This window comes from Streptomyces sp. PA03-1a, assembly GCF_033792805.1.
Lineage (GTDB): Bacteria > Actinomycetota > Actinomycetes > Streptomycetales > Streptomycetaceae > Actinacidiphila.
Window position 1 is genome coordinate 19,145 of the sequence record NZ_JARAVO010000021.1, and the last position, 25,935, is coordinate 45,079.

The following is a 25,935-nucleotide window of genomic DNA, read 5'->3' on the forward strand; positions in this document are numbered from 1 at the left end:
CCCGCGGCGTTCCCCGGGGCCGTCCGCGGCAGGTCGTCAGCCCAGGTCGGCGCTGTCGCCGGGGGCCAGCCTGCCGTGCTCCGCGCCGCCGACACCGGGCCCGTCGGGGCCGAGCAGCCGGTCGTAGACGGTACGCGCGATGTCGCTGAGCAGCCCGTCGTGCACGTCGATGGCGCGGGCCGGCTTGACCTCGCGGAGGTAGTCGATGACCTCGGAGACCTTGCTCCAGGGGGCGTGCACCGGCAGCAGCAGCGTCTCGACGGACCGGCCGGGCACGGTGAGCGCGTCGCCGGGGTGGAAGACGGAGCCGTCGACGAGGAAGCCCACATTGGTGATGCGCGGGATGTCGGGGTGGATCACGGCGTGCATCTGACCGTGCACCTCGATGTCGAAGCCGGCCGCACTGAAGGTGTCGCCCTCGCCGACGGTGTGGACCCGGCCCGGGAAGGCGGCCGACACCTGGTCGGCGACGCTCTTCAACGTCCAGATCTCGGCGGCGGGGTCGGCCTCCAGGGCGGCGCGCAATTGCTGTTCGCTGAAGTGGTCCGCGTGCTCGTGCGTGATGAGCACCGCCTCCGCCCCCGTCGCCGCCTCCGGTTCGGTGAAGGCTCCGGGGTCGATGACGAGCGTGCGCCCGTCCTTCTCCAGGCGGACGCAGGCATGGCCCCTCTTCGTCAGCTTCATGGCTCTCCTCCGGAGCGGTGATCCTTTGCATGGCCATCATGGCCGGGGCCGTGCGCACCGCACACGCCGCATCCAGGTGGGGATGGCAAGGGGCTGACGGGGCGACCGGGCTGCCGCCGTGCGCGCGGGCTCACTCCCGTGGCCGAGTCTCCTCCCGGATGACACGCCGCGCCACCGCGAACGCGGAGGTGGCGGCGGGCACCCCGCAGTAGACGGCGGTGTGCAGCAGCACCTCCTCGATCTCGGCCGGGGTGAGGCCGCCGCGCAGCGCGGCCCGGGTGTGCCCGGCCAGTTCCGTGTGGTGGCCGCCGGCGACGAGCGCGGTCAGGGTGACGACGCTGCGGGTGCGCCGGTCGAGCCCGGGCCGGTTCCAGACCTCCCCCCAGGCGTAGCGGGTGACGAACTCCTCGAAGTCCCCGGCGGACTCCTCGGCCTCCCCCGCCGCCCGGTCGACGTGGGCGTCGCCCAGGAGCTCGCGCCGGGTGCGGTCGCCCTGCGCGTACGCGTCCGGGCGTTCGCCCGCGGTACCGCCCCGGTGCTGCGGCGGCCCCCGTACGGCCCGCGCCGCAGCGGGCTCGGGGGCCGCATGTGCGGGCTGCGCGGGGAGGGTCACGGCGGCGGGCTGCTCGGTCCAGGTGGCCTCGAAGTGGCGTACGAGGAGTTCGCCCACGGCGGCGGGCTGCTCGACCGGCACCAGGTGCGAGGCCCCGGGGACGACCGCGAGCCGCGCGTCCGGTATCCCGGCGACCAGGGCCCGGGCGTCGGCGGGCGGCGTCACCTGGTCCTCGGCGCCGCCCAGGACCAGCGTCGGCACGGTGATCAGGCCCAGCTCGGCGCGCACGTCATGGGCGGCCAGCGCCTCACAGGCGGCGATGTAGCACTCGGGGTCGACGGCGCGGGCCATCTGCACGGACCAGTCCACGATGGCGGCCTGGGCGGCACGGAAGGCGGGGGCGAACCAGCGCTCGGGGGTGCTCAGGGCGATCTGCTCCAGGCCGTTCGCACGGACGACGACGCCGAGCTGCCGCCATGCGTCAGGGGTTCCGAAACGGGCGGCCGAGGAGACCAGCGCGAGCGAGGCCACGCGCTGCGGGGCGCGCAGCGCGAGCTGGGTGCCGATGGCGCCGCCGAAAGCGCAGCCCGCGTAGCCGAAGCGCTCGACGCCGGCCTCGTCCAGGGTGCCCAGCAGGCGGTCGGCGAGGTCGGCGGTGGAGGCAGAGGGGTCGGCGGGGGCACCGCCGTGCCCCGGGAGGTCGTACCGCAGAACCCTCCACTGCCGGGTCAGCTCGGGTATCTGCCGGTCCCACATGTGCCACGTCGTGCCCAGTGAGGGGCCGAGGACCAGGACCGGGGCGTCCTGCGGGCCGTCGATGCGGTGCTGGAGGGTCTTGGGGGTCTGCTCGTCGGTCACTCGCTCCACGCTATCGAGGCGTTCGCGGGCACGGACGCCCGGGCCCCGTGACGGCGCGGGACCCTTGCGGCGCCTGGGCGCCGGTCAGCGGAAGTTTATCGTGGACACGACATAGACCACGGGGTGGTCCGTGTTGGAGAGGTCGACCGTGATGTTGTGGTCCGGCTTGTCGCCGTGCTGCTTGAGCTTGAGACCGGCCCACCGGCGGTCCGTGCCGAAGGTCCAGCGCACCGTGCGGGCCTGCTTCGGGCTCACGGTCACGTCGCCGTCCCTCAGGGCGGAGCGGCTCGTGCCGACCTGGGCGAGGAAGGTGTCCAGGCCGCCCTGGTTGGTGCGGAACTGCACGTAGAAAGAGCTGGAGGCCCAGTTGTTGGTCTCCAGGTACGCCACCGGCGTCGACCCGGACGGGATCGGCACCTCGTAGATGCGCCGCTGCACCTTGGTGGGCCACAGGTAGGTGAGCGTGGTGGCGGCGGCCTGCTGCTGCTTCTCCTCGCCGCTGTCCCGGCTCTGCTCGGCGGAGATGATCACGTAGCCGATCGGCACCAGGATCAGCAGCGGGACGACCGTCCACTGCACCCAGCGCGGCGGCTTCCTCGCGGGCATGGCACTCACTTGCCGACGACCTTCGCGTAGCGCTCGTACCGCTCGACCCGCCGCCGGTTGGCCCGCCGGAAGCGGCGCGCGACCAGCCGCGCCAGGTCCGCGGCGCCGACCATCCCGGCCTCTGGGCCGAGCTGGGCCTTGACGATACGCGCCTCCGGCCGGTAGCCGCGGCCGGTCAGATGGCGCCGGAAGGCGTCGCGGGCCGGGGCGATCAGCAGGTCGTCGGCCGCGCTGACGCCGCCGCCGATGACGAAGCAGGAAGGATCCAGGGCGGCGGCGAGGTTGGCGATGCCGACGCCCAGCCACTGGCCGATGTCCTGGAAGAGCTCGACGCACATCGGATCACCCTCACGGGCGAGCTCCGTGATGAGCGGTCCGGTGATCTCCCGGACCTGGCCGTCGACCCGGTCGATGATCCCGTACGCGACAGGGGACTCCGCCGCCGCGAGTTCGCGGGCCTCGCGCACCAGGGCGTTGCCCGAGCTGTACTGCTCCCAGCAGCCGCGGTTGCCGCAGGCGCAGCGGTGGCCGCCGGGCACGACCTGCATGTGGCCGAACTCGCCCGCGACGCCGTAGCGGCCCCGCTTGACCTGGCCGTCCTCCAGGATGGCGCCGCCGATCCCGGTGCCCAGCGTGATCATGACGAGGTCGTTCTCACCGCGGCCGGCGCCGAAGCGCCACTCCGCCCATGCGGCGGTGTTCGCGTCGTTGTCCACCATGACGGGGACCCGCAGGCGCTCGGTGAGGCGGGCCTTCAGCGGCTCGTCGCGCCAGGACAGGTGGGGGGCGAAGAGCACCCGGGAGCGGTCCGCGTCGACCCACCCGGCCGCGCCGATGCCCACGGCGTGCACGTCGTGCCGCTCGGACAGGTCGAGGACGAGCTCGGTGATGGTGTCCTCGACCACCTTCGGGCTCTTGCTCTTGTCCGGGGTCTCGGTGCGCAGCTTCTCCAGGATGGTGCCGTCCGCGTCGACGACGCCGGCCATCACCTTGGTGCCGCCGATGTCGATGCCGACGGTGGGGACCCGGGGCGCGGTGAGGTGCGAGCGGCGCTCGCGGCGGCCCACCGTGCTCAGGAGTGTGGAACTGCTGGAGGAGCGGGCGGCACCTCGGTACATGCTCATCGGTTCACCCCCGTGGATCCGATCCCGGACTCGGTCCCGAACTGCTGCTCGGTCGTCGCTCGCAAGGCTCGTCTCTCCGGGGTCGGGGGCGTTTCTCCGAGTGATTCTAAGTGCCGGGGCCGGCGGGGGCGTGGCCCGCTGCCCCGGGCGCCGGCGGAGCGGGTGCCCGGGTGGACGACCGGGGGCCGCCCACCCGCCCTCACGGCGCCGGGCGGCGCAGTTCGTGCGCGAGCGCCTCGAGGTCCGAGCCGCCGGCCATCTCCCGCGTGAGCTCGTCCACCGTGATCCCGTCCCTGGTGTAGGAGCCGGTCATCGTGCCGCGGCGCAGCAGGACGAAGCGGTCGCCGACGAGGTGGGCGTGGTGGGGGTTGTGCGTGATGAGGACCACACCCAGCCCGGCGTCCCGGGCCGCGGCGACGTACTTCAGGACGACGCCGGACTGCCGGACGCCGAGTGCCGCCGTGGGCTCGTCGAGGATGAGCACCTTGGCCCCGAAGTGCACGGCCCTGGCGATGGCGACGCTCTGCCGCTGCCCACCCGACAGGGTGCCGATGGGCTGGTCCACGTCGCGCAGGTCGATCCCCATGTCGCGCAGTGCCGTGCGCGTGGTCTCCCGCATCATGGCGACGTCCAGGCGCTTGAAGGGGCCGCGGCCCTTCCTCGGCTCGGAGCCGAGGAAGAAGTTCCGCCACACCGGCATCAGCGGGACGACGGCCAGGTCCTGGTAGACCGTGGCGATGCCTCGGTCGAGGGCCTCGCGGGGGGAGGCGTGGCGTACGGGCACGCCCTCGACCTCGTAAGTGCCCCCGTCGTGCTGGTGCAGCCCGGCGATGATTTTGATCAGGGTGGACTTGCCCGCACCGTTGTCACCGAGGACGCAGGTGATCTCCCCCGCGTGCACCTCCAGGGAGACGCCCTCCAGGGCGCGCACGTGCCCGTACGCCTTGCTGACGTCGGTCAGCTTCACCAGGACCGTCACTTCGCCGCCTCCGCCCGCTTGCGCACCCAGGCGTTGAGCAGCGTCGCCAGCAGCAGCATGGCGCCCAGGAAGAACTTGAACCAGTCCGGGTTCCACTCGGCGTAGACGATGCCCTTGCTGGTCATGCCGAAGATGAACGCGCCGACCGCCGAGCCGACGGCGGAGCCGTAGCCGCCGGTCATCAGACAGCCGCCGATCACGGCGGCGATGATGTACAGGAACTCGTTGCCGATGCCCTCTCCCGACTGCACGACGTCGAAGGAGAACAGCAGGTGCTGCCCGGAGATCCACGCGCAGAAGGCGACGGCCATGTACAGGCCCGTCTTCGTACGGGTGACGGGGACGCCGACCGCGCGGGCCGCGTCGGGGCCGCCGCCGGAGGCGAAGATCCAGTTGCCGGCGCGGGTGCGCAGCAGGACCCACGTGGCGACGGCGACCAGCGCGATCCACCACAGGATGGTCACCTGGAGGTCGACGTCGCCGATCCTCAGGTGCGAGGCGAACAGCGCCCGCGCCGACGCGAAGCCCTCCATGTCGGAGATGGACTTGGTGCTGACCGTGCCGTCGATGAGCTTGGTGAAGCCCAGGTTGAGGCCGGTGAGCATCAGGAAGGTGCCCAGCGTGATGATGAAGCTCGGCAGCTTCGTGCGGGCCAGCATGATGCCGTTGAAGAAGCCGATGGCGAGGGTGACGAGCAGCGAGACGCCGACGCCCACCCAGACGTTCGCCGTCATCTGGTAGCTGAACATCGACGACACCAGGGCGGAGGACGTGACCAGCACGCCCGCCGACAGGTCGAACTCGCCGCCGATCATCAGCAGCGCCACTGGCACCGCCATGATCCCGATGGTGGACGCCGCGTAGAGGACGGTCCCCAGGCTCGCCGGCCGCAGGAAGGAGTCGGCCGCCACGGAGAAGAAGACGAAGACGGCCACGGCGCCGACGACCGCCCCGAGCTCGGGGCGGCTGAGCAGGCGGTGCCCGAGCCGTCTCGGGGGCGCGAGGCTGTCCGCGGTCATCGGGTGCCCCGCTTCGCGTAGTCCTTCAGCGCGGCCGCGTCGTCCTTGGTGACGATCTGCGGGCCGGTGAGCACGGGCCTGCCACCGCCGAGCACGTCGGCGTTGTACCGGTAGAGCCACAGCAGGTCGACGGCCTCGTAGCCCTGCAGGTACGGCTGCTGGTCGACGGCGAAGCCGATGGTGCCGTCCTCCAGCGCGCCCGCGACCTGGCCGTTGAGGTCGAAGGTGTCGACCTCGGCCTGGCTGCCCGCCTGGTCCTTCGCCTTGGCGGCGGTGGCGGCGTAGGGCGCGCCCAGGGTCACGACGGCGTCGATGGAACGGTCGGCCGCCAGCTTGGCCTGGAGGGCGGACTGGACGTCCGGCATGTTGGTGCCGTTGACGTAGAGGTTCTCCGTCGTGCCCGCGAAGGTGTTCTTCACGCCCGCGCAGCGCTGCTCGTGGCCGACGTTGCCCTGCTCGTGGAGCACGCACAGGACGTGCTTCCTGCCGCGCGCCGTGAGCTCGTCGCCGACGGCCTCGCCGGCGACGGTCTCGTCCTGGCCGATGTGCGCCAGGGCGCCGTACTCCTTGGACTGGGCGGACCCGGAGTTGATGGTGACGACCGGGATGCCGGCCTTCTCCGCCTTCAGGACGACGTCCTTCATGGCCTCGGGCTTGGCGAGCGTGACGACGAGGCCGTCGACCTTCTGGTCGATGGCGGTCTGCACCAGCTGCGCCTGGTCCTTGCCCTGGTCGCTGTTGGAGTACAGGAATTTGATGTTGTCCTTGGCCGCGGCCTGCCGGGCGCCCTTCTGGACGATGTCCCAGAAGCTGTCCCCGGCACCGGCGTGGGTGACCATGGCGACCGTCCACTTCGGTGTGTCGACGGCCGATCCGTTGGCCTGGGCCTCCTTGGCCCGCTGCTCCGCGCGCAGGCCCCCGGTGCTGCTGCAACCCGCCAGCGCCACACCGATGACCACTGTCAGTAGCGCACCGAGCGCACGCTTTCCCCTGTTCGCGCTCTCCACGTCGTGCCTTTCCCTGCAGGTCTTGGAACCGACCAAGTATCCGTCACAGGGTGCGATGCTTGCGGAAGGGGGGGGTTCCGCGGTCGTTCAGGCCCGTACGAGGAGCTGGAACTCGAAGGCGTAGCGGGAGGCGCGGTAGATGTGCGTGCCGTATTCGACGGCCCTTCCCGTGTCGTCGTACGTCGTCCGGCTCATGGTGAGCAGCGCGGCCCCGGGGTCCTCGGCGAGCAGCTCGCCCTCCGCCTCGGTGGCGCACCGGGCGCCGACCGACTGACGGGCGCTGTGCAGGGTGATCCCGGCGGCGCGCATCATGCGGTACAGGCCGGTGGACTCCAGCCTGGCGTTGTCCAGGGACAGCAGTCCCGGCGGCAGGTAGTTGCACATGTGGGCCATTGGCTCACCGTGGGTGAAGCGCAGCCGTTGCAGGACGACGACGTCGCTGCCCTCGGCGAGGCCGAGGGCGGCGGCGACCTGGGCGGAGGCCGGCTCGGTCTCGTTGCGCAGCACCTGGGTCGCAGGGCTCTGCCCGGCCGCCTGGAGGTCGTCGAAGAGGCTGCTCAGCTCCAGGGGCCGCTTGACCTGGCTGTGGACGACCTGGGTGCCCACGCCGCGACGGCGCACCAGCAGTCCCTTGTCCACGAGGGACTGGATGGCCTGCCGGACGGTCGGCCGGGAGAGGCCGAGCCGTCCCGCGAGTTCGATCTCGTTGCCCAGGAGGCTGCCCGGGGCGAGCCTGCCGTGCTCGATGGCGCCCTCCAGCTGCTGGGCGAGCTGGTAGTACAGCGGCACCGGGCTGGAGCGGTCCACCTCGAACTCGAGCGGCGCGGACTCTGCTTTGGACACAGGGGGAGCGTATCCGCCGGTCTCGAACTCAGGAAACTCTGACATCACATTGTCCGAACATTTGGGTCCACCCCTTCTCGAAGAGCCCGCGGGCGGGCCGGTGCGGTCGGTGGCGCGGCCGGTGGTGCCGGGTTCCTGGAGCCGCCTCACAGGTGGCGGCGGCGGTCGCCCAGGTGCCGTTCGTAGGACTTGCGGGCCTCGACGGCCGCCTCCCGCGAGGCGGTCTCGGCGACCGGCACGTCCCACCAGGCCTGGGCGGCGGGGGCCGTCGGAGTGGGGTCGGTCTCGACGTACACGCAGGTCGGGCGGTCGGAGGCACGGGCGGCGGCCAGCGCCTCGCGCAGCTCGCGCACCGTCCGCGCGCGCAGCACGTCCATCCCGAGGCTGGCGGCGTTGGCGGCGAGGTCCACCGGGAGCGGGTCGCCGGTGAAGGAGCCGTCGGCGACCCGGTAGCGGTAGGCGGTGCCGAAGCGCTCGCCGCCGACCTCGGAGGACAGTCCGCCGATGGAGGCGTAGCCGTGGTTCTGGATGAGGAGGAGGTTGACGTTCACGCCCTCCTGGACGGCGGTCACGATCTCCGTCGGCATCATCAGGTAGGTGCCGTCCCCCACGAGCGCCCACACCGGCCGGTCGGGCGCAGCCATCCGCACGCCGATCGAGGCGGGGATCTCGTAGCCCATGCAGGAGTATCCGTACTCCAGGTGGTACTGCCGCGGTGAGCGGGCGCGCCACAGCTTGTGCAGGTCACCGGGGAGGGAGCCGGCGGCGTTGATGACCACGTCGTCGTCGCCGACCACCGAGTCGAGCGCGCCGAGCACCTGGGTCTGGGTGGGGCGGTCCGTGTCGTCCGCGGCGTACGCGCCGTCGACCACGCGCTCCCAGCTCTCCTTGCCCTCGCGGTACTCGGCCTCGTACGCCGGGTCGACGCGGTGTCCCGCCACGGCCCCGGCGAGGGCTTCGAGGCTCGCGCGGGCGTCGCCGACCAGGGTGCGGGCACCGAGCTTGTGGGCGTCGAAGCCGGTGACGTTGAGGTTGAGGAACCGCACCCCGGAGGCGGCGAAGAGGGTGGAGGAGGCGGTGGTGAAGTCGGTGTAGCGGGTGCCCACGCCGATGACCAGGTCGGCGGTGCGCGCGATGTCGTCGGCCACGGCGGTGCCGGTGTGCCCGACGCCGCCGAGGTCGGCCGGGTGGTCGTGGCGCAGCGAGCCCTTGCCGGCCTGGGTGGACGCCACCGGGATTCCGGTGGCGTCGGCCAGCGCCTGCAGGGCGGGCTCGGCCTCGCTGTGGTGGACACCGCCACCCGCGATGATCAGCGGGCGCCGCGCGGCGCGCACCGCCTCGGCGGCCGCGGCGAGTTCGGCGGCCTCGGGGACCGGGCGGCGTACGTGCCAGACGCGCTCGGCGAAGAACTCCTCCGGCCAGTCGTACGCCTCGGCCTGGACGTCCTGCGGGAGTGCGAGCGTGACGGCGCCGGTCTCGGCCGGGTCGGCGAGCACCCGCATCGCCTGGAGCGCGGACGGGATCAGGGCCTCGGGCCGGGTGACCCGGTCGAACCAGCGGGAGACCGGGCGCAGCGCGTCGTTGACGGAGACGTCGCCGTACTGGGTGTGCTCCAGCTGCTGCAGCACCGGGTCGGGGAGGCGGTTGGCGAAGGAGTCGCCGGGGAGCAGGAGCACCGGCAGCCGGTTGACGGTGGCGAGCGCGGCGCCGGTGACGAGGTTGGTGGCCCCGGGGCCGATGGAGGTGGTGACGGCCTGCGCGGACAGCCGGTTGAGCTGACGGGCGTAGCCGACGGCGGCGTGCACCATGGCCTGCTCGTTGCGGCCCTGGTGGTAGGGCATCTCCTGGCGGTACTCCACCAGGGCCTGGCCGATGCCGGCGACGTTGCCGTGGCCGAAGATGCCCCACGTGCCGGCGACGAGCCGGCGGCGGACCCCGTCGCGCTCGGTGTACTGCGCGGACAGGAACCGCACCAGCGCCTGGGCGACCGTGAGGCGTCGTACGGACTGGCTGCTCATCAGGACCTCTCGGGGGCTTCGTCGGTGACGGCGGGGGCGGTGTACAGCGGAAGGCGCGGGTCGACGGGCTGGTCCGGCCAGGTGGCCCTGACCCAGGCGTGGTCGGGGTGGTCGCAGATCAGCCAGGCGCGCTCCTCCCCCGGGCCCGCCATGACGTTGAGGTAGTACATGTCGTGGCCGGGGACGGCCATCGAGGGGCCGTGCCAGCCGTCGGGGATGAGGACGACGTCGCCGTGCCGGACCTCGGCGAGGACGTCGGTGTTGCGGCCGTTGCCGGAGGGTGACACCCGTTGGTAGCCGATGCCCTCCTTCCCGTGCGCCGGGGCGATCTCGAAGTAGTAGATCTCCTCCAGGCGCGATTCGCCCTCGCGGTCCTCGTCGTGCTTGTGCGGCGGGAAGGACGACCAGTTGCCCGCCGGGGTGAGCACCTCGACCGCGATCAGCCGGTCGCACTCGAAGACCCCGGCGGCGCCGAAGTTGTTGACCTGGCGGCTGCAGCTGCCGCTGCCCCGCAGCTCGACGGGGACGGCGGAGGCCGGTCCGTAGCGGGCGGGCAGCCGGCGGTCGCAGCGGGCACCGGTCAGGGCGAAGCGGCCGCCGGAGGCGGTGGTGACGGTGACCGTCTCGTCGCGCGGCACGTACGCGAAGTCGCTGACGCCGGCGAAGACGCTCTCGCGCCCGGTGAGCCGGGACGTCCCTTCTCCGGTGGAGACCTCGCAGCCTCCGGAGAGCGGCAGCACGATCCACTCGCTGTCACCCGTGGCGAACTCGTGCCGCCCGCCGGGCGCGAGTTCCAGGATCCGCAGCGAGGAGTGGTCCCAGCCGGCCCGTCGGGGGTCGACGTCGACGGCGTACGGGCCGGCGGCGGCCTTCCCTGCGGCCAGGTGGTTCTCGGTGCTGGTCATGGCGTGAGCCTCGCACTTCTCGCGGTTCGACCGGGACGTCACAGCAGGCCGACGGCGGTGTCGACGGCGGTCTCCACACCGCCCTCCGCCGGGTAGAGCAGCGTGCGGCCGACGACCAGGCCCTGGACGGTGGGCAGGCGCAGCGCCTTGCGCCACTTCTCGTAGACCGCGTCCTGTTCCCTGCCCACCTCTCCCCCGAGCAGGACGGCGGGGAGGGTGGAGGTCTCCATGACGGTGGCCATGTCGTCGACGTCATCGGTGACGGGCACCTTGAGCCAGGTGTAGGCGGAGGTCCCGGCGAGCCCGGAGGCGATGGCGATGGACTTGGTGACGGCCTCCGCGCTCAGGTCGTTGCGCACCCTGCCGTCGACGCGGCGGGATATGAAGGGCTCGACGAAGACCGGGAGCCGGTGCTCGGCCATGTCGTCGATGGCGCGGGCGGTGGCGACCATGGTGCTCAGCGAGCCGCTGTCCTCGTAGCTGATGCGCAGGAGCAGCTTGCCCGCGTCGAAGCCGAGCCGGGCTATGTCCTGGGCGCGGTGGCCGGTGAAGCGGTCGTCGAGCTCGAAGGAGGCACCGGCGAGGCCCCCGCGGTTCATCGACCCCATGACGACCTTGCCCTCGAGCGCGCCGAGCAGCAGCAGGTCCTCCAGGATGTCCGCGGTGCCGAGGACCCCGTCCACGCCGGGGCGGGAGAGCGCGGTGCACAGCCGCTCCAGCAGGTCGACGCGGTTGGCCATGGCGAACTCCCGGTCGCCCACGGCGAACGCGCCCCGCGCGGGGTGGTCCGCGGCCACGATCATCAACCGGCCGCTGTCGCCGACGAGCGGGCGGCGGACGCGGCGGGCGGCGGCTTCGGCGATCGCCTCGGGATGGTGGGTCCGCACCTTCACGAGGTCGGAGATGCTGATGCTCAAGAGGAGCTCACTTTCGGGCAGAGGACGGACCGTCAGCCGCGGTCGAGGAGGTCCTGGACCTCCGACGCGGTGGGCATCGCGGAGGAGCAGGCCAGGCGCGACGCCACGATCGCGCCGGCGGCGTTGGCGTGGCGCATGATCCGCTCCAGGTCCCAGCCGGCGAGCAGCCCGTGGCAGAGGGAGCCGCCGAAGGCGTCGCCCGCGCCGAGCCCGTTGACGACTTCGACGGGCACCGGCGGGACCTCTGCGGTGCTGCCGTCGCGGTGGACGGCCAGGACGCCCTTCGGGCCCTGCTTGACGACGGCCAGTTCGACACCGGCGGCGAGCAGCGCCTCGGCCGCGGCGCGTGGTTCGCGCACCCCCGTGGCGACCTCGCACTCGTCGAGGTTGCCGACGGCGACGGTGGCCGAGGCCAGCGCCCGTGCGTAGTAGGGACGGGCCTCGTCCGGGTCCTTCCAGAACATGGGGCGCCAGTCGAGGTCGAAGACGGTGGTGCCGCGCCGCGCCCTGGCTTCGAGGGCGGCGAGGGTGGCGGTGCGGCTGGGCTCCGCGCACAGGCCGGTCCCGGTCATCCAGAAGATGCGGGCGGTCCGGACGGCGTCGAGGTCCAGTTCGGCGGCGTGGATCTCGAGGTCGGGGGCCTTGGGGAGCCGGTAGAAGTAGAGCGGGAAGTCGTCCGGCGGGAAGATCTCGCAGAAGGTGACCGGCGTCGGGTACGCGGCGACGGGGGTGACGTAGCGGTCGTCGACCCCGAACTCCTTGAGGGCCTGGTGGCAGTAGGCGCCGAAGGGGTCGTCGCCGGTGCGGGTGATGACGGCGGTGCTGCGGCCGAGGCGGGCCGCGGCGACCGCGACGTTGGTGGCGGAGCCGCCGAGGAACTTGCCGAACGTCTCGACCTGGGGCAGCGGCACACCGGTCTGCAGGGGGTAGAGGTCCACCCCGATCCGGCCCATCGTGATCAGGTCGTACGGCTCGGTCATGGGCGTGACTCCTCGTCGTGCGTCACCGGGGGGGTCGCTCTGCGGCCCTGTCAGGTCTAGCCCGCCCGGTCGCGCGATGTCAACACTATGTCCTTACATACGAACGTACCGCCCGCCGGAAGTCCGGGTCGTTATCTTGTCGTTACGTCGAGATGAATTGATGTCTTGACAAAGTCTTGACAGGCGTCCCGCGGAGGGGTTTGCTCCCGTGCAGCACCCGGCCATGTGAACACGTCCGTCCCCTTCTCCCTCCCACCGCAGTGAGGTGCAGGAACATGGAACGCTCTCGCAGAAACCGTCGGATCTCCGCCGTCGCGGCCCTCTCCGCCGCGGCGGTCCTCCTCGCAGCGGGCTGTTCCAGCAGCTCAGGCGGGAAGAAGGCCGAGGAGTCGGCGGACGCCCCCGCCGCGGGCAAGGCCGGCACCCCGCGGATGAAGATCGCGATGGTCACCCACGCCGCCCCCGGTGACACCTTCTGGGACCTGATCCGCAAGGGCGCCCAGGCCGCCGCCGCCAAGGACAACGTGGAGCTCATCTACTCCAACGACCCCAACGCGGCGACCCAGGCCAACCTGATCCAGAACGCGATCGACCAGAAGGTCGACGGGATAGCCGTCACCCTGGCCAAGCCCGACGCCATGAAGGACGTCGTCGCCAAGGCCGAGGCCGCGGGCATCCCGGTGGTCGGCTTCAACGCGGGTCTGGACGACTGGAAGGACCAGGGACTGCTGGAGTACTTCGGGCAGGACGAGAGCGTCGCCGGTGAGGCGCTGGGCAACAAGCTCAACGACCTCGGAGCGCAGCACAACATCTGCGTGATCCACGAACAGGGCCACGTCGCCCTGGAGGCCCGCTGCGCCGGCGTGAAGAAGACCTTCAAGGGGAAGACCGAGAACCTCTACGTCAACGGCACGGACATGCCGTCGGTGAAGTCCACGATCACGGCGAAGCTCAAGCAGGACTCCGGCATCGACTACGTCGTCACCCTGGGCGCGCCCTTCGCCCTCACGGCCGTCCAGTCGGTCGCGGACGCCGGGAGCAAGGCCAAGGTCGGCACGTTCGACCTCAACAAGGACCTGGTCAAGGCCGTCCAGGACGGTGGCGTGCAGTTCGCCGTCGACCAGCAGCCGTACCTGCAGGGCTATCTCTCCGTCGACTCCCTGTGGCTGTACAAGACCAACGGCAACGTCAGCGGTGGAGGCGTCGCCCCGGTGCTGACCGGCCCGGCCTTCGTCGACAAGGACAACGTCGAGTCCGTGGCCTCGTTCGCCGCGAAGGGCACCCGGTGATCCCTGTGTCCCAGGCAGCCGCCCCAGCGGCGTCCCCCTCACCACCCGCGGCACCCGCCTCCAAGACGGACGGCCGCACCGCCGAACGCTCGCTGCTGCGCAGGACGCTGGCCCGCCCGGAGATCGGCGCGCTGATCGCCGCCGTCGCGGTCTACCTCTTCTTCTTCGCGGTGGCGCCGTCCTTCCGCGAGGCGGGCTCGCTGGCCACCGTGCTCTACCAGGCGTCGGTCATGGGCATCATGGCGCTGCCCGTGGCCCTGCTGATGATCGGCGGCGAGTTCGACCTCTCGGCCGGCGTCGCGGTCACCGCGTCGGCGCTGACCGCGAGCATGTTCAGCTTCCAGCTGAGCATGAACGTGTGGACCGGGGTGGCCGTCGCCCTGGTGGTGTCCCTGGGCATCGGGGCGCTCAACGGCTACATGCTGGTGAAGACCGGGCTGCCCAGCTTCCTCATCACCCTGGCCACCTTCCTGATGCTGCAGGGCCTCAACCTGGCGGTCACCAAGATCTTCACCGGCAACGTCGCCACCGACTCCATCAGCGACATGGACGGCTTCGGCCAGGCGCGCGCGCTGTTCGCCTCGGAGATCGGCATCGGCGGGGTCCAGCTCAAGGTGACGGTGCTGTGGTGGCTCGGCTTCGCGGCGCTGGCCACCTGGGTGCTGCTGCGCACCAGGTTCGGCAACTGGACCTTCGCGGTCGGCGGCAACAAGGACAGCGCGCGGGCGGTCGGCGTACCGGTGGCCTTCACCAAGATCGCGCTGTTCATGGCCGTGGGCTTCGGGGCCTGGTTCACCGGCATGCACCTGCTGTTCTCGTTCAACGCGGTGCAGTCGGGCGAAGGCGTCGGCAACGAGTTCCTGTACATCATCGCGGCGGTCATCGGCGGCTGCCTGCTCACCGGCGGCTACGGTTCGGCGATCGGCTCGGTGATCGGCGCCTTCATCTTCGGGATGGTCTCCCAGGGCATCGTGTACGCCAACTGGAACCCCGACTGGTTCAAGTTCTTCCTCGGCGTGATGCTCCTGATCGCGACCCTCGTCAATCTGTGGGTCCGCCGCACGGCGACCCGGAGGTGAGCCCGATGACCACCGCCACCACCACCGACCCCGACGGCACCGCCGCCGTCCCCGGGCCCGTCGTCGAACTGGACCGGGTGGGCAAGAGCTACGGCAACGTCCGCGCCCTGCACGGGGTCGACCTGGCCGTCCGGCCGGGGCAGGTCACCTGCGTCCTCGGCGACAACGGCGCGGGCAAGTCCACCCTGATCAAGATCGTCTCCGGGCTGCACCAGCACACCGAGGGCGAGTTCCGCATCGACGGCGCACCCGTACGGCTGAACACCCCGCGCGAGGCCCTGGACCGCGGCATCGCCGCCGTCTACCAGGACCTGGCGACCGTCCCACTGATGCCGGTCTGGCGGAACTTCTTCCTCGGCTCCGAACTGACCCGCGGCCCCCGGCCCGTACGGCGCCTGGACATCGCCCGGATGAAACGGACCGCGGACGAGGAACTGCGGGCGATGGGCATCGTCCTGGACGACCTGGAACAGCCCATCGGCACCCTCTCCGGCGGCCAGCGGCAGTCCGTGGCCATCGCCCGCGCGGTCCACTTCGGCGCGCGGGTGCTGATCCTGGACGAGCCGACCGCGGCGCTGGGCGTCAAGCAGTCGGGTGTCGTCCTGAAGTACATCGCGGCCGCACGCGACCGGGGTCTGGGCGTCATCTTCATCACCCACAATCCGCACCACGCCTTCATGGTGGGCGACCACTTCTCGGTGCTGCGGCTGGGCACCCTGGAGCTGAGCGCGGGCCGCGACGAGGTCTCCCTGGAGGAGCTGACCCACCACATGGCCGGCGGCGCCGAGCTGGCCGCGCTCAAGCACGAACTCGCCCAGGTCCGCGGTGTCGACGTGGAGGAACTGCCCGAACCGGAGGACCTGGGCGAAGGCCGTCCCTCCCCGTGAGGGCCCGCCCGACCCCGGTTCCACTCTGACATGACGTCCGTATGTCAGGACTAACTCTTGACGGCTGCCCGGCCGGACGGCGAAGCTTCCAGCGGGACCACGGAGCTTCGCGGGCATCCGTACCACCGCCCTGACGGGCCGCCCTACCGAACCACGACCGGTCCGCGGCGACCGGTGAGAGGAGCCCTCTTCATGACTGCCCCCTCCCCCGTTCTGGACCGGATCCGGATCGGCTCCGCGCCCGACTCGTGGGGCGTCTGGTTCCCCGACGACCCGCAGCAGGTGCCCTGGCAGCGCTTCCTGGACGAGGTCTCCGAGTCGGGCTACGAGTGGATCGAGCTCGGCCCGTACGGCTACCTGCCGACCGACCCCGCCCGGCTCACCGAGGAGACCGCGCGCCGGGGCCTGAAGGTCTCCGCGGGCACCGTCTTCACCTCCCTGCACCGCGGGCCCTCGGTGTGGGACGCCACGTGGGAGCACGTCGGCCAGGTCGCCGCCCTCGCCCAGGCCATGGACGCCGGTCACCTGGTAGTCATCCCGTCCTTCTGGCGCGACGACAAGACCGCCGAGGTCATCGAGCCGCGCGAGCTCACCGCCGAGCAGTGGGGACACCTCGCGACCGGCATGGAGCGCCTGGGCCGCCAGGTCCGCGACACGTACGGCCTGGACATCGTGGTCCACCCGCACGCCGACACGCACATCGACACCGAGGAGCACGTCGAGCGCTTCCTCGACGCCACCGACCCCGGTCTGGTCAGCCTCTGCCTGGACACCGGCCACTACGCCTACTGCGGCGGCGACAGCGTCAAGCTCATCGAGACCTACGGCGAGCGGATCGGCTACCTGCACCTGAAGCAGGTCGACCCGGAGATCCTCGCCGACGTCGTCAAGAACGGGATCCCCTTCGGCCCGGCCGTGCAGCGCGGGGTCATGTGCGAGCCGCCGGCCGGGGTGCCCGCCCTGGAGCCCGTGCTGGCCGCCGCGCAGGGCCTGGGCGTGGACCTCTTCGCCATCGTCGAGCAGGACATGTACCCCTGCGAGCCGGAGCGGCCGCTGCCCATCGCGCAGCGCACCCGGAAGTTCCTGCGCTCCTGCGGTGCCTGACGCACCGCCCACGAAAGGGAAGACACGCATCATGACGCAGCACGGACCGCTCGGGGTCGCCGTCATCGGCACCGGCAAGATGGGTGCCGACCACGTACGCCGCATCAACGACGTCGTGAGCGGCGCCCGGGTGACCGCCGTCGTCGACGTCGACGCCGAGCGGGTGAAGGCGGTCGCCGACGGCATCGAGGGCTGCACGGCCTACACCGACCCCGCCGCGGCGATGGCCGCGGCCGACGTGGACGCCGTCCTCATCGCCTCCCCCGGCCCCGCCCACGAGGCGGCGCTGCTCGCCGCCTTCGAGCACGACCTGCCGGTGCTGTGCGAGAAGCCGCTCACTCCCGACGCCGCGTCGGCGCTGCGCGTGATGGATGCCGAGCAGAGGCTGGGGCACCGGCGGGTGCAGGTCGGCTTCATGCGGCGCTACGACGCGGAGTACACGAAGCTCAAGGCCCTGCTGGACAGCCGTGAGCTGGGCCGGACGCTGATGCTGCACAACCGGCACCGCAACGCGAGCATCCCTCCCGGCTTCACCAACGCCAACCTCGTCAACGACTCGCTCGTGCACGAGATGGACGTGACCCGCTGGTTGCTCGGCCAGGAGATCACCGCCGTGACGGTGCTGCGCCCGCGCCCGTCCTCGAACGCGCCCGAGGGCCTGGACGACCCGCAGTTCGTGGTCTTCGAGACCGACGGCGGGGCCGTCGTCGACGTCGAGGTCTTCCTCAACTGCGGCTTCGGATACCAGGTGCAGGCCGAGGCGGTCTGCGAGCGCGGCAGCGCCCGGATCGGCGACGCGCACGACCTGCTCGTCAACACCGCGGGCCGCTGGGGCGGCACGATCGCCGAGGACTTCGTGGAGCGCTTCGCCGACGCCTACGACCGCGAGGTCCAGGCGTGGGTAGACGCCACCCGGCGCGGTGAGGTCACCGGCCCGAGCGTGTGGGACGGCTACGCCGCGGCGGCGATCTGCGAGGCCGGTGTCCGCTCGCAGAGCACGGGCGGACGCGTCGAGGTCGAGCTGGTCGACCGACCGGCGTTCTACCGCTGAGGGACGCACGTCCCCGGTCACCCCGGATCCGGCGCGGGTGGGGCGGTTACTCCCTGGCCGCCCTGCCCGCGCCTCCACCGCACCCGTGAGAAAGGCACCCCGTACATGCGCGTCGTCCTCTTCGGTGTCGGGCGCCTCGGTTCCTTCCACGCGGCCACCCTCCACGCCCACCCCGAGGTCTCCGAACTGGTCCTCGCGGACGCCGACGCCGCGCGGGCCGCCGAGGCCGCCGCGCGGCTCGGTGCCGGTGCGCGGGCGGCGGCCTCGGTCGACGCGGCGTTCGCGGGCGGCGCGGACGCGGTCGTCATCGCCTCGGCGACCTCCGCCCACGCCGGGCTGATCTCCCGCGCCGTGCGGGCCGGGCTCCCCGCGTACTGCGAGAAGCCGGTCGCCCTCGACCTGGAGTCCACGGTCACCGCCCTGCGTGAGGTCGAGGAGGCCGGCTCCGTCCTCCAGATGGGATTCCAGCGCCGCTTCGACCCCGGCTACCGCGCCGCCCGCGAGGCGGTCCGGGCCGGCCGCCTCGGAAGGCTGCACACCGTACGGGCCCTGACCTCCGACATGGCGCCCCCGCCGCCGGAGTTCGTGCCGCTGTCCGGCGGGCTCTACCGGGACTGCCTGATCCACGACTTCGACGCGGTGCGGTGGGTGACCGGCCGTGAGGTCGTCGAGGTGTACGCCATGGGCGCCAACGGCGGGGCCGGCTTCTTCCGTGAGGCGGGCGACGTGGACACCGCGGCGGCGCTCCTCACCCTCGACGACGGCACCCTCGCGACCGCCACCTCCACCCGCTACAACGGCGCCGGCTACGACATCCGCATGGAACTCGCCGGTTCACTGGACCAGATCGCGGTCGGCGTCGGCCCCCGTACGCCGGTCACGTCGGTGGAACCGGGCGCGGCGCCGGGCGTGCCGGATCCGTGGACGGGGTTCGTGGACCGCTTCGGGGACGCGTACCGGGCGGAGATCGACGCCTTCGTGCAGGTGGTGGCGGGCCGGTCGGAGAACCCCTGCGAGGGGCGCGAGGCGCTCGATGCGCTGCTCGTGGCGGAGGCGTGCGAGGTCTCGCGCAGGGAGCGGCGGCCGGTCACGATCGCCGAGATGACCGAGGTCGCGGAGCGCGCCCGCAAGCGCGCGGGGTGACCGCACGGGGCGCCCCGGGCACGTCACCCCCGCGGTCCGCCCCGGGTGGCGTGATCACGTACGCCGGTGCTTCCTGGGATGAGTCGGTCCCGGCTGTCCACGAGGGAAGAACCTTTCATGGCGATGAAGGTCCAGGTGCTGCGCACGCCTCGAGCGGCGGGGCTGGTGGGGATCGCGTTCGCGGTGCTGATCGGCGCCGCCATCGTCCTGGTCCGGGCCTCCATCCCCAGCGGTGAGGGCGCGCTGACCAGCTCGCCCCTCACCCTCTCCTCGCGCAGCGGGGTCCAGACGGCGCTGGCCCTCATCCCCTTCGCCGGCATCTTCTTCCTCTGGTTCATGGGCGCGGTGCGCGCGCACGTCGGCCCGGGCGAGGACAAGTTCCTCTCGACGGTGTTCCTCGGCAGCGGCCTGGTGTTCGTCGCGACGCTCTTCGGCGCCGCCGCGGCGGCCGGCAGCCTGCTGGCCACCACGGAGGTGGCCTCGCCCGGCCCCCCGCGGGCCGAGTTGTCGTACTTCGGGCAGCACCTCACCTACAGCCTGCTGACGACGTACTCGATGCGGATGGCCGCGGTGTTCGTGCTGTCGGCCTCCACCGTCGCGCTGCGGCTGGGGACGTTCCCGCGCTGGCTGGTGCTGCTGGGGTACCTCGTCGGCGTCACGCTGCTGTTCGTCGTGCCGAACGTGCGGTTGGCCGAACTGGTCTTCCCCCTGTGGGCACTGGTCGTCAGCCTCCACATCGTGGTGGCCAGCTTCCGTGCCCGGCCGGCCGAAGCGCAGGCCTTCTGAGCGGTGCCGCTCAGGAGGTCGTGCGGCGCAGCAGCAGCGTGACGAAGCCGAGCGTGCCCCGGTAGCCGTGCAGCCACTCGGCGCGGTGGACGGCGGCGGCTTCGAGGGCGGCGCCGCTGTCGGGATCGGCGGGGTGGTCCAGGGCCCACTCGGCGAGGGAACCGGTCCAGGACCACTCGTAGTCGTCCCACTCGCGGACGGTGCTTACGTGGGCGAGGACCGGGGTCCAGCCGTCCGCGACGATCCGGTCCACGGTGCTCGCCAGGTCCTCGTACTCCCCCAGCGTCTCGACGAGTTCCGGGGTGGGTTCGCGCTCCCAGAAGACGTCGCCGACGATCACGGTGCCCCCCGGGGCGAGGTGGGCGCGGGCCGCGTCGAGGGTCGGCAGGAGGCCGCCGAAGGCGTGTGCGGCGCCGACGCTGAGCACGACGTCGAAGGGGTGCGGCGAGGTGAAGTCGCCCGCGTCCTGTTCGTGGAGGGTCAGCCGGTCGCCGACGCCGAGCGCGGCCGCCTCGCGGACCGCCTTCCGCAGTGCCCCGGTGTCCAGGTCGACACCCTCCGCGGTGACACCCGGGCGGCCGTCGAGGGCCCGCAGCAGCCAGGCGCCCTCCCCGCAGCCGAGGTCGAGGACGCGTTCGTCGCCGCGGCGCAGCGCCCTGCCGAGCAGACTGCGCACGGTCGCGTCGTCCAGCGGTGCGGCGATGGGGTGGTGGGTGTGCGCGATGCGCGAGATGCGGCGTCGGTCCATCGGCGCAGCTTCGCAGGGCGGGCCCTTCACCGCATCCGGTTAATTCCGCGTGGCCGTGCAACGCGATCCGCGGCGGTGGCGGTTTCCCGGTTCGAAGGGCCGTCACGGGAGCACGGCCATCGCGGCCGTCAGGGCCGTCACGGGGAGAGGACGACCGAGATGGACAGGAAGAGGGACACGAAGACGGACGGGAAGACGGACGGGAAGATCCTCACGGCGGCGGGCCGGCGCGGTCCGCGGCTACAGGCCCCACTCCTCGCGCAGCGCGCCGAACACCTCGTGGAACTCGGGGAAGGTCTTCTTCACGCAGCCGGGTTCGTCGAAGGTCACCCCTTCCGTGCGGAGCGCGGCGACGGCGAAGCTCATCGCGATGCGGTGGTCGCCGTGGCAGGCGATCTCGACCGGGGCGGGGGTGCCGGGGTGGATCTCGATCCAGTCGCGGCCGGTCTCCACCCGGATGCCCTGACGGCGCAGGTTGGCCGCGCAGACCTCCAGGCGGTCGCACTCCTTCACCCGGGTGTTGTAGACGTCCTCGATGCGGACCGGGCCGTCGGCGAACGGCGCGATCGCGGCGAGCGTCGGCATCGTGTCGGAGATGTCCCGCATGGTCGTGGTGATCCCGCGCAGGGTGCCGGTGCCGGAGACGGTGGTGGCGCCGGCGTCGGTCTCGACGCGGGCCCCCATGCGGCGCAGGACGTCGACGAAGCCCAGGTCGCCCTGGAGCGCTCCTGTGCCCAGGCCGGGAACGGTGACCTCACGGCCGGTCAGGGCGGCCGCGGCGAAGAAGTAGCTCGCGGTGGAGGCGTCGGGCTCGACGGCGTAGTCCACGGCACGGTAGCCGCCGGGTGGGACGACGAGCACGCTGCCCTCTCGGCCGACCTCGACGCCGAAGGATCGCATCATGGCGATGGTGATCTCGACGTAGGGGACGGAGACCAGCCCGGTGATGTTGACGCGCAGACCCTCGCGCATGAGCGGGCCGGCGAGGAGCAGCGCGGTGAGGAACTGCGAGGACAGGCTCGCGTCGAGGTCAAGCGCGCCGCCCTCGATGCCGCCGGCGGCGACGGTCAGCGGCAGGTGGCCCTCCGCCTCCTCGTGGCGCAGGTCGACACCGAGCGTCCGCAGGGCGGTGGTGAGCGGGGCGACGGGACGGCGGCGCATCTGGGCGGAGGCGTCGAAGCGGTAGGTGCCGCGCCCGGCCGCGGCGAGCGCCGGCAGGAACCGGGCCGCGGTGGCGGCGTCGCGGCAGTAAACGTCGGCCTCGGGGACCGCGGGTCCGGTCGGGCGTCCTTCGACGCGCCATACGTCCGGGCCGCGGTCCACACGGTAGCCGAGCCGGAGCAGCCCCTCCGCGAAGCCGTCGGTGTCGTCGGAGAGCAGCGGCCGCCGCAGTGTGGTCGTCCCCTCGGCCGCCGCCGCCAGGAACAGCGCCCGGGCGGTGACGGACTTCGAACCGGGGACGGCGACGACGGTCACGGTGTTCTCCTGTGCTGCCTGACGTGCGGGGACGCCCTGGTGAGGGGCACCGGCATTCTAGGCGCCGGGCGAGCCGGGGACCGTGGGCGTGAAGCGCACGGGGAGCCGGCGCACACCGCGCATGAGCATGCCGGGCAGCCAGTCCAGCTTCTCCGGATCGGCGTCGAGCGCGAGGTCGGGGCAGCGCTCCAGGAGGGCGCGGACGGCGATGCGTCCTTCGAGGCGGGCGAGCGGGGCGCCGAGGCAGTAGTGCAGGCCGTGCCCGAACGCGACGTGGCCCCGGGTGTCCCGGCGGATGTCGAAGCGGTCGGCCTCGGTGAAGCGGTCCGGATCGCGGTCGGCGGAGGCCAGGGCGACGAGAACGGGTTCGCGGGCCGGGATGACGGTGCCGGCGACGTCGACCGGTTCGGTCGTGAAGCGGAAGGTGGCGGTCTCGACCGGGCCGTCGTAGCGGAGCATCTCCTCCACCGCGCCGTCGATGAGGCTCATGTCGGCCCGCAGGAGGGCCAGTTGGTCCGGATGGGTGAGCAGCGCGCGGACGCCGTTGGAGACCAGGTTGACCGTCGTCTCGTGTCCCGCGATCAGCAGCAGGAAGGCCATGCCGCCGAGTTCGGAGCGCGAGAGCCGGTCGCCGTCCTCGGAGGTGGTGCGGATGAGCGCGCTCATCAGGTCGTCGCCGGGCGCGCAGCGCTTGTCCTCGATCAGCTCGTGCAGGTAGGCGGCGAGTTCCTCGAAGGCCCTGCGCTCGGCCTCCGGCCCGGTCGGTGCGACGACCTCGTTCGACCAGGCGCGGAAGGCCGCACGGTCCAGGTCGGGCACCCCGAGCAGCTCGCAGATGACCGTGATGGGCAGCGGGTAGGCGAGCGCCTCGACGAGGTCGGCGGTGCCGTCCGGACGGGCCAGCATCGCGTCGAGCAGGGCTGCCGTGATCTCCTCCACGCGCGGCGCCAGCTCCTCGACCCGGCGCCCGGTGAACTCCCGGGCCACCAGTTTGCGCAGCCGGGTGTGCTCCGGCGGGTCGGAGACGAGCATGTGGCGGCCGAGGAGTTCCTCGTCGTAGGAGGTCCACCCGAGTGCGCGGGAGTCCTTGGCGAACCGGGTGTCGGCGAGCGCGGCCCGGGCCTGGTCGTGGCCGACGATCAGCCACAGCTCCCCGACGTCGGCGGTGCGCACGCGGTGCACGGGCCCCTTCTCGCGGAGCCTGGCGTAGACGGGATAGGGATCGGCGGTGAACTCCTCGCCGTAGACCGTGAGATCGACCGTGTCCATGTGCCGCACGGTAACCCGGGGGCCCGCCGCGACACGTCACCCTGCGGGACGAGACACCCCGGACGGTCTCATCCGAAGGGTTCAGCCGATCGTGGCGGTGCGCCAGGTCTCCTCGTCCGCCTCCAGCAGCGCGGCCAGGACGGCGGGGTCCGGCAGCGGCCCGTGGTCAGCCGGGACACGCAGGGCCGAGGCCGCGGTCAGATGGCCGAGCCGAAGGGCCCGCTCCACGGGCAGGTCCCGCAGCAAACCGCTGAGGAAGCCCGCGGCGAAGGCGTCCCCGGCGCCGACCGGCTCGGCCACCCGGACGGTGAGGGCGGGCACGCGGTGCGCGTCTGTCCCGGTGAAGGCCGTGGCCGCACGGGACCCGTCCTTGACGACGAGGACACCGGGCCCGGGCAGCAGCTCGCGGACCGAGCGCGCGTCGGTGATCCCCCCGCCCCACAGGGCCTGGGCCTCGTCGAGACCCACGAGGACGATGTCGGCCCGGTCGGCGAGCGGCCGCAGGACGTCCGCGGCGGAGCGGTCGGTCCACAGCGCGGGACGGTGGTTGACGTCGAAGCTGACGGGCCACGGGCGGTCGGGGCTCAGCGCCCGTTCGACGAGGGCGTGGCAGCCGGGCGAGAGGGCGGGCGTGATGCCGCTGAGGTGGACGAGCGCGGCTCCGTCCAGGGCCGGGTCGTCGAGCACGTCGGGGGTGAGCGCCGAGGCGGCGGACCCCGCGCGGTGGTAGTGGACGCGGGTGCCGTGCGCTCCCGGGTCCTTGAGCAGGAGCCCGGTGGGCCGTGCGGGGTCGGTGCGCACCCCGGTGACGTCGACGCCGCCCGCGGCGATCCGCGCGCGGACCCGCCGGCCGAAGGGGTCGTCGCCGAGCGCGGAGACCCATCGGGCGGGGATTCCGTGGTCGGCGAGGTACAGCGCGACGTTGGACTCGGCGCCCGCGATGTCGACGCGCAGCAGGTCCGCGTCGTCGAGCGGTCCGAGGGGGTCGGGGGCGAGGGCGGCCATGGTCTCGCCGACGCAGACCACGGGTCCGGGTCGCAGCGGCCGGGGGGTGCTCATGGGGGCTTCCTAGGGGGTGTCGGCGCGGTCCGCCGGGCGGTACGGGGCGGCCAGTGTGCCGGGGACGTCCACCCGGACGGCGAACACGGCGCCGTCGAGCGGTCCCGGGGCGGCCAGGCCGATGTGCGCGCTGGTGACGAGGAGGGTCCGGCCGTCGGGGCCGCCGAGGCAGAGTCCGGCGGGCTGTCCGGCGGGCAGGTCGACGATCCGGTCGAGGTTGCCGTCCGGGAGGTAGCGGTGGACCTGTCCGGTGCCCCAGACGGCGGTCCACAGCCCGCCCTCGCTGTCGGTGGTCATGCCGTCGGGGCTGCCGTCGGCGAGGGTGACGAAGGTGTCCGGCGTGCCGGGGTCGCCGCTGGCGGGGTCGACCGGATAGCGACGGATGACGCCCCGGGCGCTGTCGGCGAGGTACATGACGGTGCCGTCGGCGGTGAAGGCCGGCCCGTTGGGGATCGTGATGTCCCGCAGCACACGGGTGACACGTCCGTCGCGGTCCAGGCGGTAGAGCGAGCCGGCGTCCTCGGTGGTGTCGTAGGCCATGCTGCCCGCCCAGAAGCGGCCGTGCGGGTCGGCGACGCCGTCGTTCATCCGCATCGTCACCGGGGCGTCGTCTTCGGGGCGGGCGATCCACTCGGCCCGGCCCGCGGGGTCGATGCGGCAGATGCCGGTGCCCGCGGCCGCGACCCAGTGGCCGGGGCGGCCCTGGACCGGTGCCACCGCACCCAGCGGGTACGGCAGTTGGGCGATCAACGTGTGCGGGGCGGCGGGGCCGTCGGAAGCGGCCAGCAGCCGGCCGCTGAGGATGTCGGTGAGCACGGCGCGGCCGTCCGTCCAGCGGATGCCCTCGCCGAGTTCGAGGCGGTCGGTCCCGAGGACCGCCGGGGACGCGGTGGCGGTCACGGGCGGTCCTCCGCGCGGACGACGTCCAGGAAGGTGCGGGCCCGTTCGCGCAGCGCGGTGACGCTGCCGCCCTCGGCGGCGTCGCCGATCAGGGGCGATCCGACGCCGACGGCGAGGGCGCCACCCCGCAGGTACACCGCGGCGGCCTGCGCGTCCACTCCCCCGACGGGCACGAAGGGCAGGTCGGGGAAGGGGCCGCGCAGGTCCTTCAGGTACCCGGGGCCGCCGGCGCTGCCGGCCGGGAAGAGCTTGAGGGCGTCGGCGCCGAGCCGCAGTGCCTGGAGGATGTCGGTGGGGGTCATCACCCCGGCGAGGACCGGGAGTCCGAGCTCCCGGCCGGTGGCGATGCCCTCGCTGACCGCAGGGGTGACGAGGAAGGCGGCGCCGGCCTTGTGGGCGTCCCGTGCGTCCTCGGCGCTGAGCACGGTTCCGGCCCCGAGGGTCGCATCCGGGCCGAGCGCTGCGCGCGCCCGGGCGATGACGTCGAGCGCGTCACGTCCGCTGAGGGACACCTCGATGAGGGTGATCCCCTCCTCGGCGAGGGTGAGCACGGTGGTCAGCGCGGCGTCCGGGTCGCTGCCGCGGACGATGGCGAGCAGCCGGTGGGCACGCAGCGCGGCGAGCAGGTCCATCCGACATCCCTTCTGGTGA

Annotated in this window: 25 protein-coding genes; 7 read left to right on the forward strand and 18 right to left on the reverse strand. The window is 72.5% G+C overall.

Annotated features, from left to right (window positions below; translation table 11 throughout):
- Positions 1-36: 36 nt before the first annotated feature.
- From PV341_RS06835 to iolC, 12 genes are all read right to left on the reverse strand, one after another.
- The gene (locus PV341_RS06835; RefSeq protein ID WP_500321611.1) at positions 37-684 is read right to left on the reverse strand and encodes an MBL fold metallo-hydrolase; all 648 of its coding nucleotides are present in this window, start codon (positions 682-684) and stop codon (positions 37-39) included.
- A gap of 130 nt (positions 685-814) precedes the next feature.
- On the reverse strand, positions 815-2,095 hold the full coding sequence (pcaDC, locus tag PV341_RS06840; protein WP_500357019.1) for a bifunctional 3-oxoadipate enol-lactonase/4-carboxymuconolactone decarboxylase PcaDC: 1,281 nt from the start codon (positions 2,093-2,095) through the stop codon (positions 815-817).
- Positions 2,096-2,179: 84 nt separating this feature from the next.
- Positions 2,180-2,701 carry a hypothetical protein gene (locus tag PV341_RS06845; protein WP_500321613.1) on the reverse strand — a complete coding sequence of 174 codons (522 nt, stop codon included), beginning with the start codon at positions 2,699-2,701 and terminating at the stop codon, positions 2,180-2,182.
- A 5-nt stretch (positions 2,702-2,706) separates the two neighbouring features.
- Positions 2,707-3,825, reverse strand: coding sequence for an ROK family glucokinase (locus tag PV341_RS06850; protein ID WP_499514778.1), 1,119 nt, complete (start codon positions 3,823-3,825; stop codon positions 2,707-2,709).
- Between the two features lie 199 nt (positions 3,826-4,024).
- Positions 4,025-4,804 carry an ATP-binding cassette domain-containing protein gene (locus PV341_RS06855; RefSeq protein ID WP_500321614.1) on the reverse strand — a complete coding sequence of 260 codons (780 nt, stop codon included), beginning with the start codon at positions 4,802-4,804 and terminating at the stop codon, positions 4,025-4,027.
- A complete protein-coding gene (locus PV341_RS06860; RefSeq protein ID WP_500321615.1) occupies positions 4,801-5,823 on the reverse strand; it encodes an ABC transporter permease in 1,023 nt (340 codons plus the stop codon). Before PV341_RS06860 ends, PV341_RS06855 begins: the two co-directional genes overlap by 4 nt.
- Positions 5,820-6,782, reverse strand: a complete 963-nt coding sequence (locus PV341_RS06865) for a sugar ABC transporter substrate-binding protein (RefSeq protein WP_500321616.1) — start codon at positions 6,780-6,782, stop codon at positions 5,820-5,822. The genes PV341_RS06860 and PV341_RS06865 overlap by 4 nt, the downstream gene beginning before the upstream one ends.
- 135 nt (positions 6,783-6,917) lie before the next feature.
- On the reverse strand, positions 6,918-7,718 hold the full coding sequence (locus PV341_RS06870; RefSeq protein ID WP_500357021.1) for a GntR family transcriptional regulator: 801 nt from the start codon (positions 7,716-7,718) through the stop codon (positions 6,918-6,920).
- 101 nt (positions 7,719-7,819) lie between these two features.
- A complete protein-coding gene (gene iolD / locus PV341_RS06875) occupies positions 7,820-9,691 on the reverse strand; it encodes a 3D-(3,5/4)-trihydroxycyclohexane-1,2-dione acylhydrolase (decyclizing) (RefSeq protein WP_500357022.1) in 1,872 nt (623 codons plus the stop codon).
- Positions 9,691-10,596, reverse strand: coding sequence for a 5-deoxy-glucuronate isomerase (gene iolB, locus PV341_RS06880; protein WP_500321619.1), 906 nt, complete (start codon positions 10,594-10,596; stop codon positions 9,691-9,693). Before iolB ends, iolD begins: the two co-directional genes overlap by 1 nt.
- 38 nt (positions 10,597-10,634) lie before the next feature.
- Positions 10,635-11,513 carry a Cgl0159 family (beta/alpha)8-fold protein gene (locus PV341_RS06885; protein ID WP_499514772.1) on the reverse strand — a complete coding sequence of 293 codons (879 nt, stop codon included), beginning with the start codon at positions 11,511-11,513 and terminating at the stop codon, positions 10,635-10,637.
- 32 nt (positions 11,514-11,545) lie between these two features.
- On the reverse strand, positions 11,546-12,493 hold the full coding sequence (gene iolC / locus PV341_RS06890) for a 5-dehydro-2-deoxygluconokinase (RefSeq protein WP_500357024.1): 948 nt from the start codon (positions 12,491-12,493) through the stop codon (positions 11,546-11,548).
- Between the two features lie 275 nt (positions 12,494-12,768).
- Between iolC and PV341_RS06895 the strand changes: the two genes are divergently transcribed.
- From PV341_RS06895 to PV341_RS06925, 7 genes are all read left to right on the forward strand, one after another.
- Positions 12,769-13,782, forward strand: coding sequence for a sugar ABC transporter substrate-binding protein (locus PV341_RS06895; RefSeq protein WP_499514770.1), 1,014 nt, complete (start codon positions 12,769-12,771; stop codon positions 13,780-13,782).
- Positions 13,779-14,861, forward strand: a complete 1,083-nt coding sequence (locus PV341_RS06900; protein WP_500321622.1) for an ABC transporter permease — start codon at positions 13,779-13,781, stop codon at positions 14,859-14,861. The genes PV341_RS06895 and PV341_RS06900 overlap by 4 nt, the downstream gene beginning before the upstream one ends.
- Positions 14,862-14,866: 5 nt before the next feature.
- Positions 14,867-15,748, forward strand: coding sequence for an ATP-binding cassette domain-containing protein (locus PV341_RS06905; RefSeq protein ID WP_500321623.1), 882 nt, complete (start codon positions 14,867-14,869; stop codon positions 15,746-15,748).
- Between the two features lie 192 nt (positions 15,749-15,940).
- The gene (locus PV341_RS06910) at positions 15,941-16,852 is read left to right on the forward strand and encodes a sugar phosphate isomerase/epimerase family protein (RefSeq protein ID WP_500321624.1); all 912 of its coding nucleotides are present in this window, start codon (positions 15,941-15,943) and stop codon (positions 16,850-16,852) included.
- A 31-nt stretch (positions 16,853-16,883) separates the two neighbouring features.
- Positions 16,884-17,903, forward strand: coding sequence for a Gfo/Idh/MocA family protein (locus PV341_RS06915; RefSeq protein WP_500357025.1), 1,020 nt, complete (start codon positions 16,884-16,886; stop codon positions 17,901-17,903).
- A gap of 105 nt (positions 17,904-18,008) precedes the next feature.
- On the forward strand, positions 18,009-19,046 hold the full coding sequence (locus tag PV341_RS06920; RefSeq protein WP_500321626.1) for a Gfo/Idh/MocA family protein: 1,038 nt from the start codon (positions 18,009-18,011) through the stop codon (positions 19,044-19,046).
- A 117-nt stretch (positions 19,047-19,163) separates the two neighbouring features.
- The gene (locus PV341_RS06925) at positions 19,164-19,832 is read left to right on the forward strand and encodes a hypothetical protein (RefSeq protein WP_500357026.1); all 669 of its coding nucleotides are present in this window, start codon (positions 19,164-19,166) and stop codon (positions 19,830-19,832) included.
- A 10-nt stretch (positions 19,833-19,842) separates the two neighbouring features.
- Here PV341_RS06925 and PV341_RS06930 read toward each other — a convergent pair whose 3' ends face one another.
- From PV341_RS06930 to PV341_RS06955, 6 genes are all read right to left on the reverse strand, one after another.
- Positions 19,843-20,580 carry an SAM-dependent methyltransferase gene (locus tag PV341_RS06930; protein WP_500321628.1) on the reverse strand — a complete coding sequence of 246 codons (738 nt, stop codon included), beginning with the start codon at positions 20,578-20,580 and terminating at the stop codon, positions 19,843-19,845.
- Positions 20,581-20,820: 240 nt separating this feature from the next.
- Positions 20,821-22,056, reverse strand: a complete 1,236-nt coding sequence (gene aroA / locus PV341_RS06935) for a 3-phosphoshikimate 1-carboxyvinyltransferase (RefSeq protein WP_500321629.1) — start codon at positions 22,054-22,056, stop codon at positions 20,821-20,823.
- A gap of 57 nt (positions 22,057-22,113) precedes the next feature.
- On the reverse strand, positions 22,114-23,325 hold the full coding sequence (locus PV341_RS06940) for a cytochrome P450 family protein (RefSeq protein WP_499514761.1): 1,212 nt from the start codon (positions 23,323-23,325) through the stop codon (positions 22,114-22,116).
- Between the two features lie 81 nt (positions 23,326-23,406).
- A complete protein-coding gene (locus tag PV341_RS06945) occupies positions 23,407-24,384 on the reverse strand; it encodes a sugar kinase (RefSeq protein WP_500357028.1) in 978 nt (325 codons plus the stop codon).
- A gap of 9 nt (positions 24,385-24,393) precedes the next feature.
- Positions 24,394-25,284 carry an SMP-30/gluconolactonase/LRE family protein gene (locus PV341_RS06950; protein ID WP_500357030.1) on the reverse strand — a complete coding sequence of 297 codons (891 nt, stop codon included), beginning with the start codon at positions 25,282-25,284 and terminating at the stop codon, positions 24,394-24,396.
- Complete coding sequence (locus PV341_RS06955) at positions 25,281-25,916, reverse strand: bifunctional 4-hydroxy-2-oxoglutarate aldolase/2-dehydro-3-deoxy-phosphogluconate aldolase (RefSeq protein WP_500321633.1); 636 nt, start codon at positions 25,914-25,916, stop codon at positions 25,281-25,283. The genes PV341_RS06950 and PV341_RS06955 overlap by 4 nt, the downstream gene beginning before the upstream one ends.
- Positions 25,917-25,935: the final 19 nt, after the last annotated feature.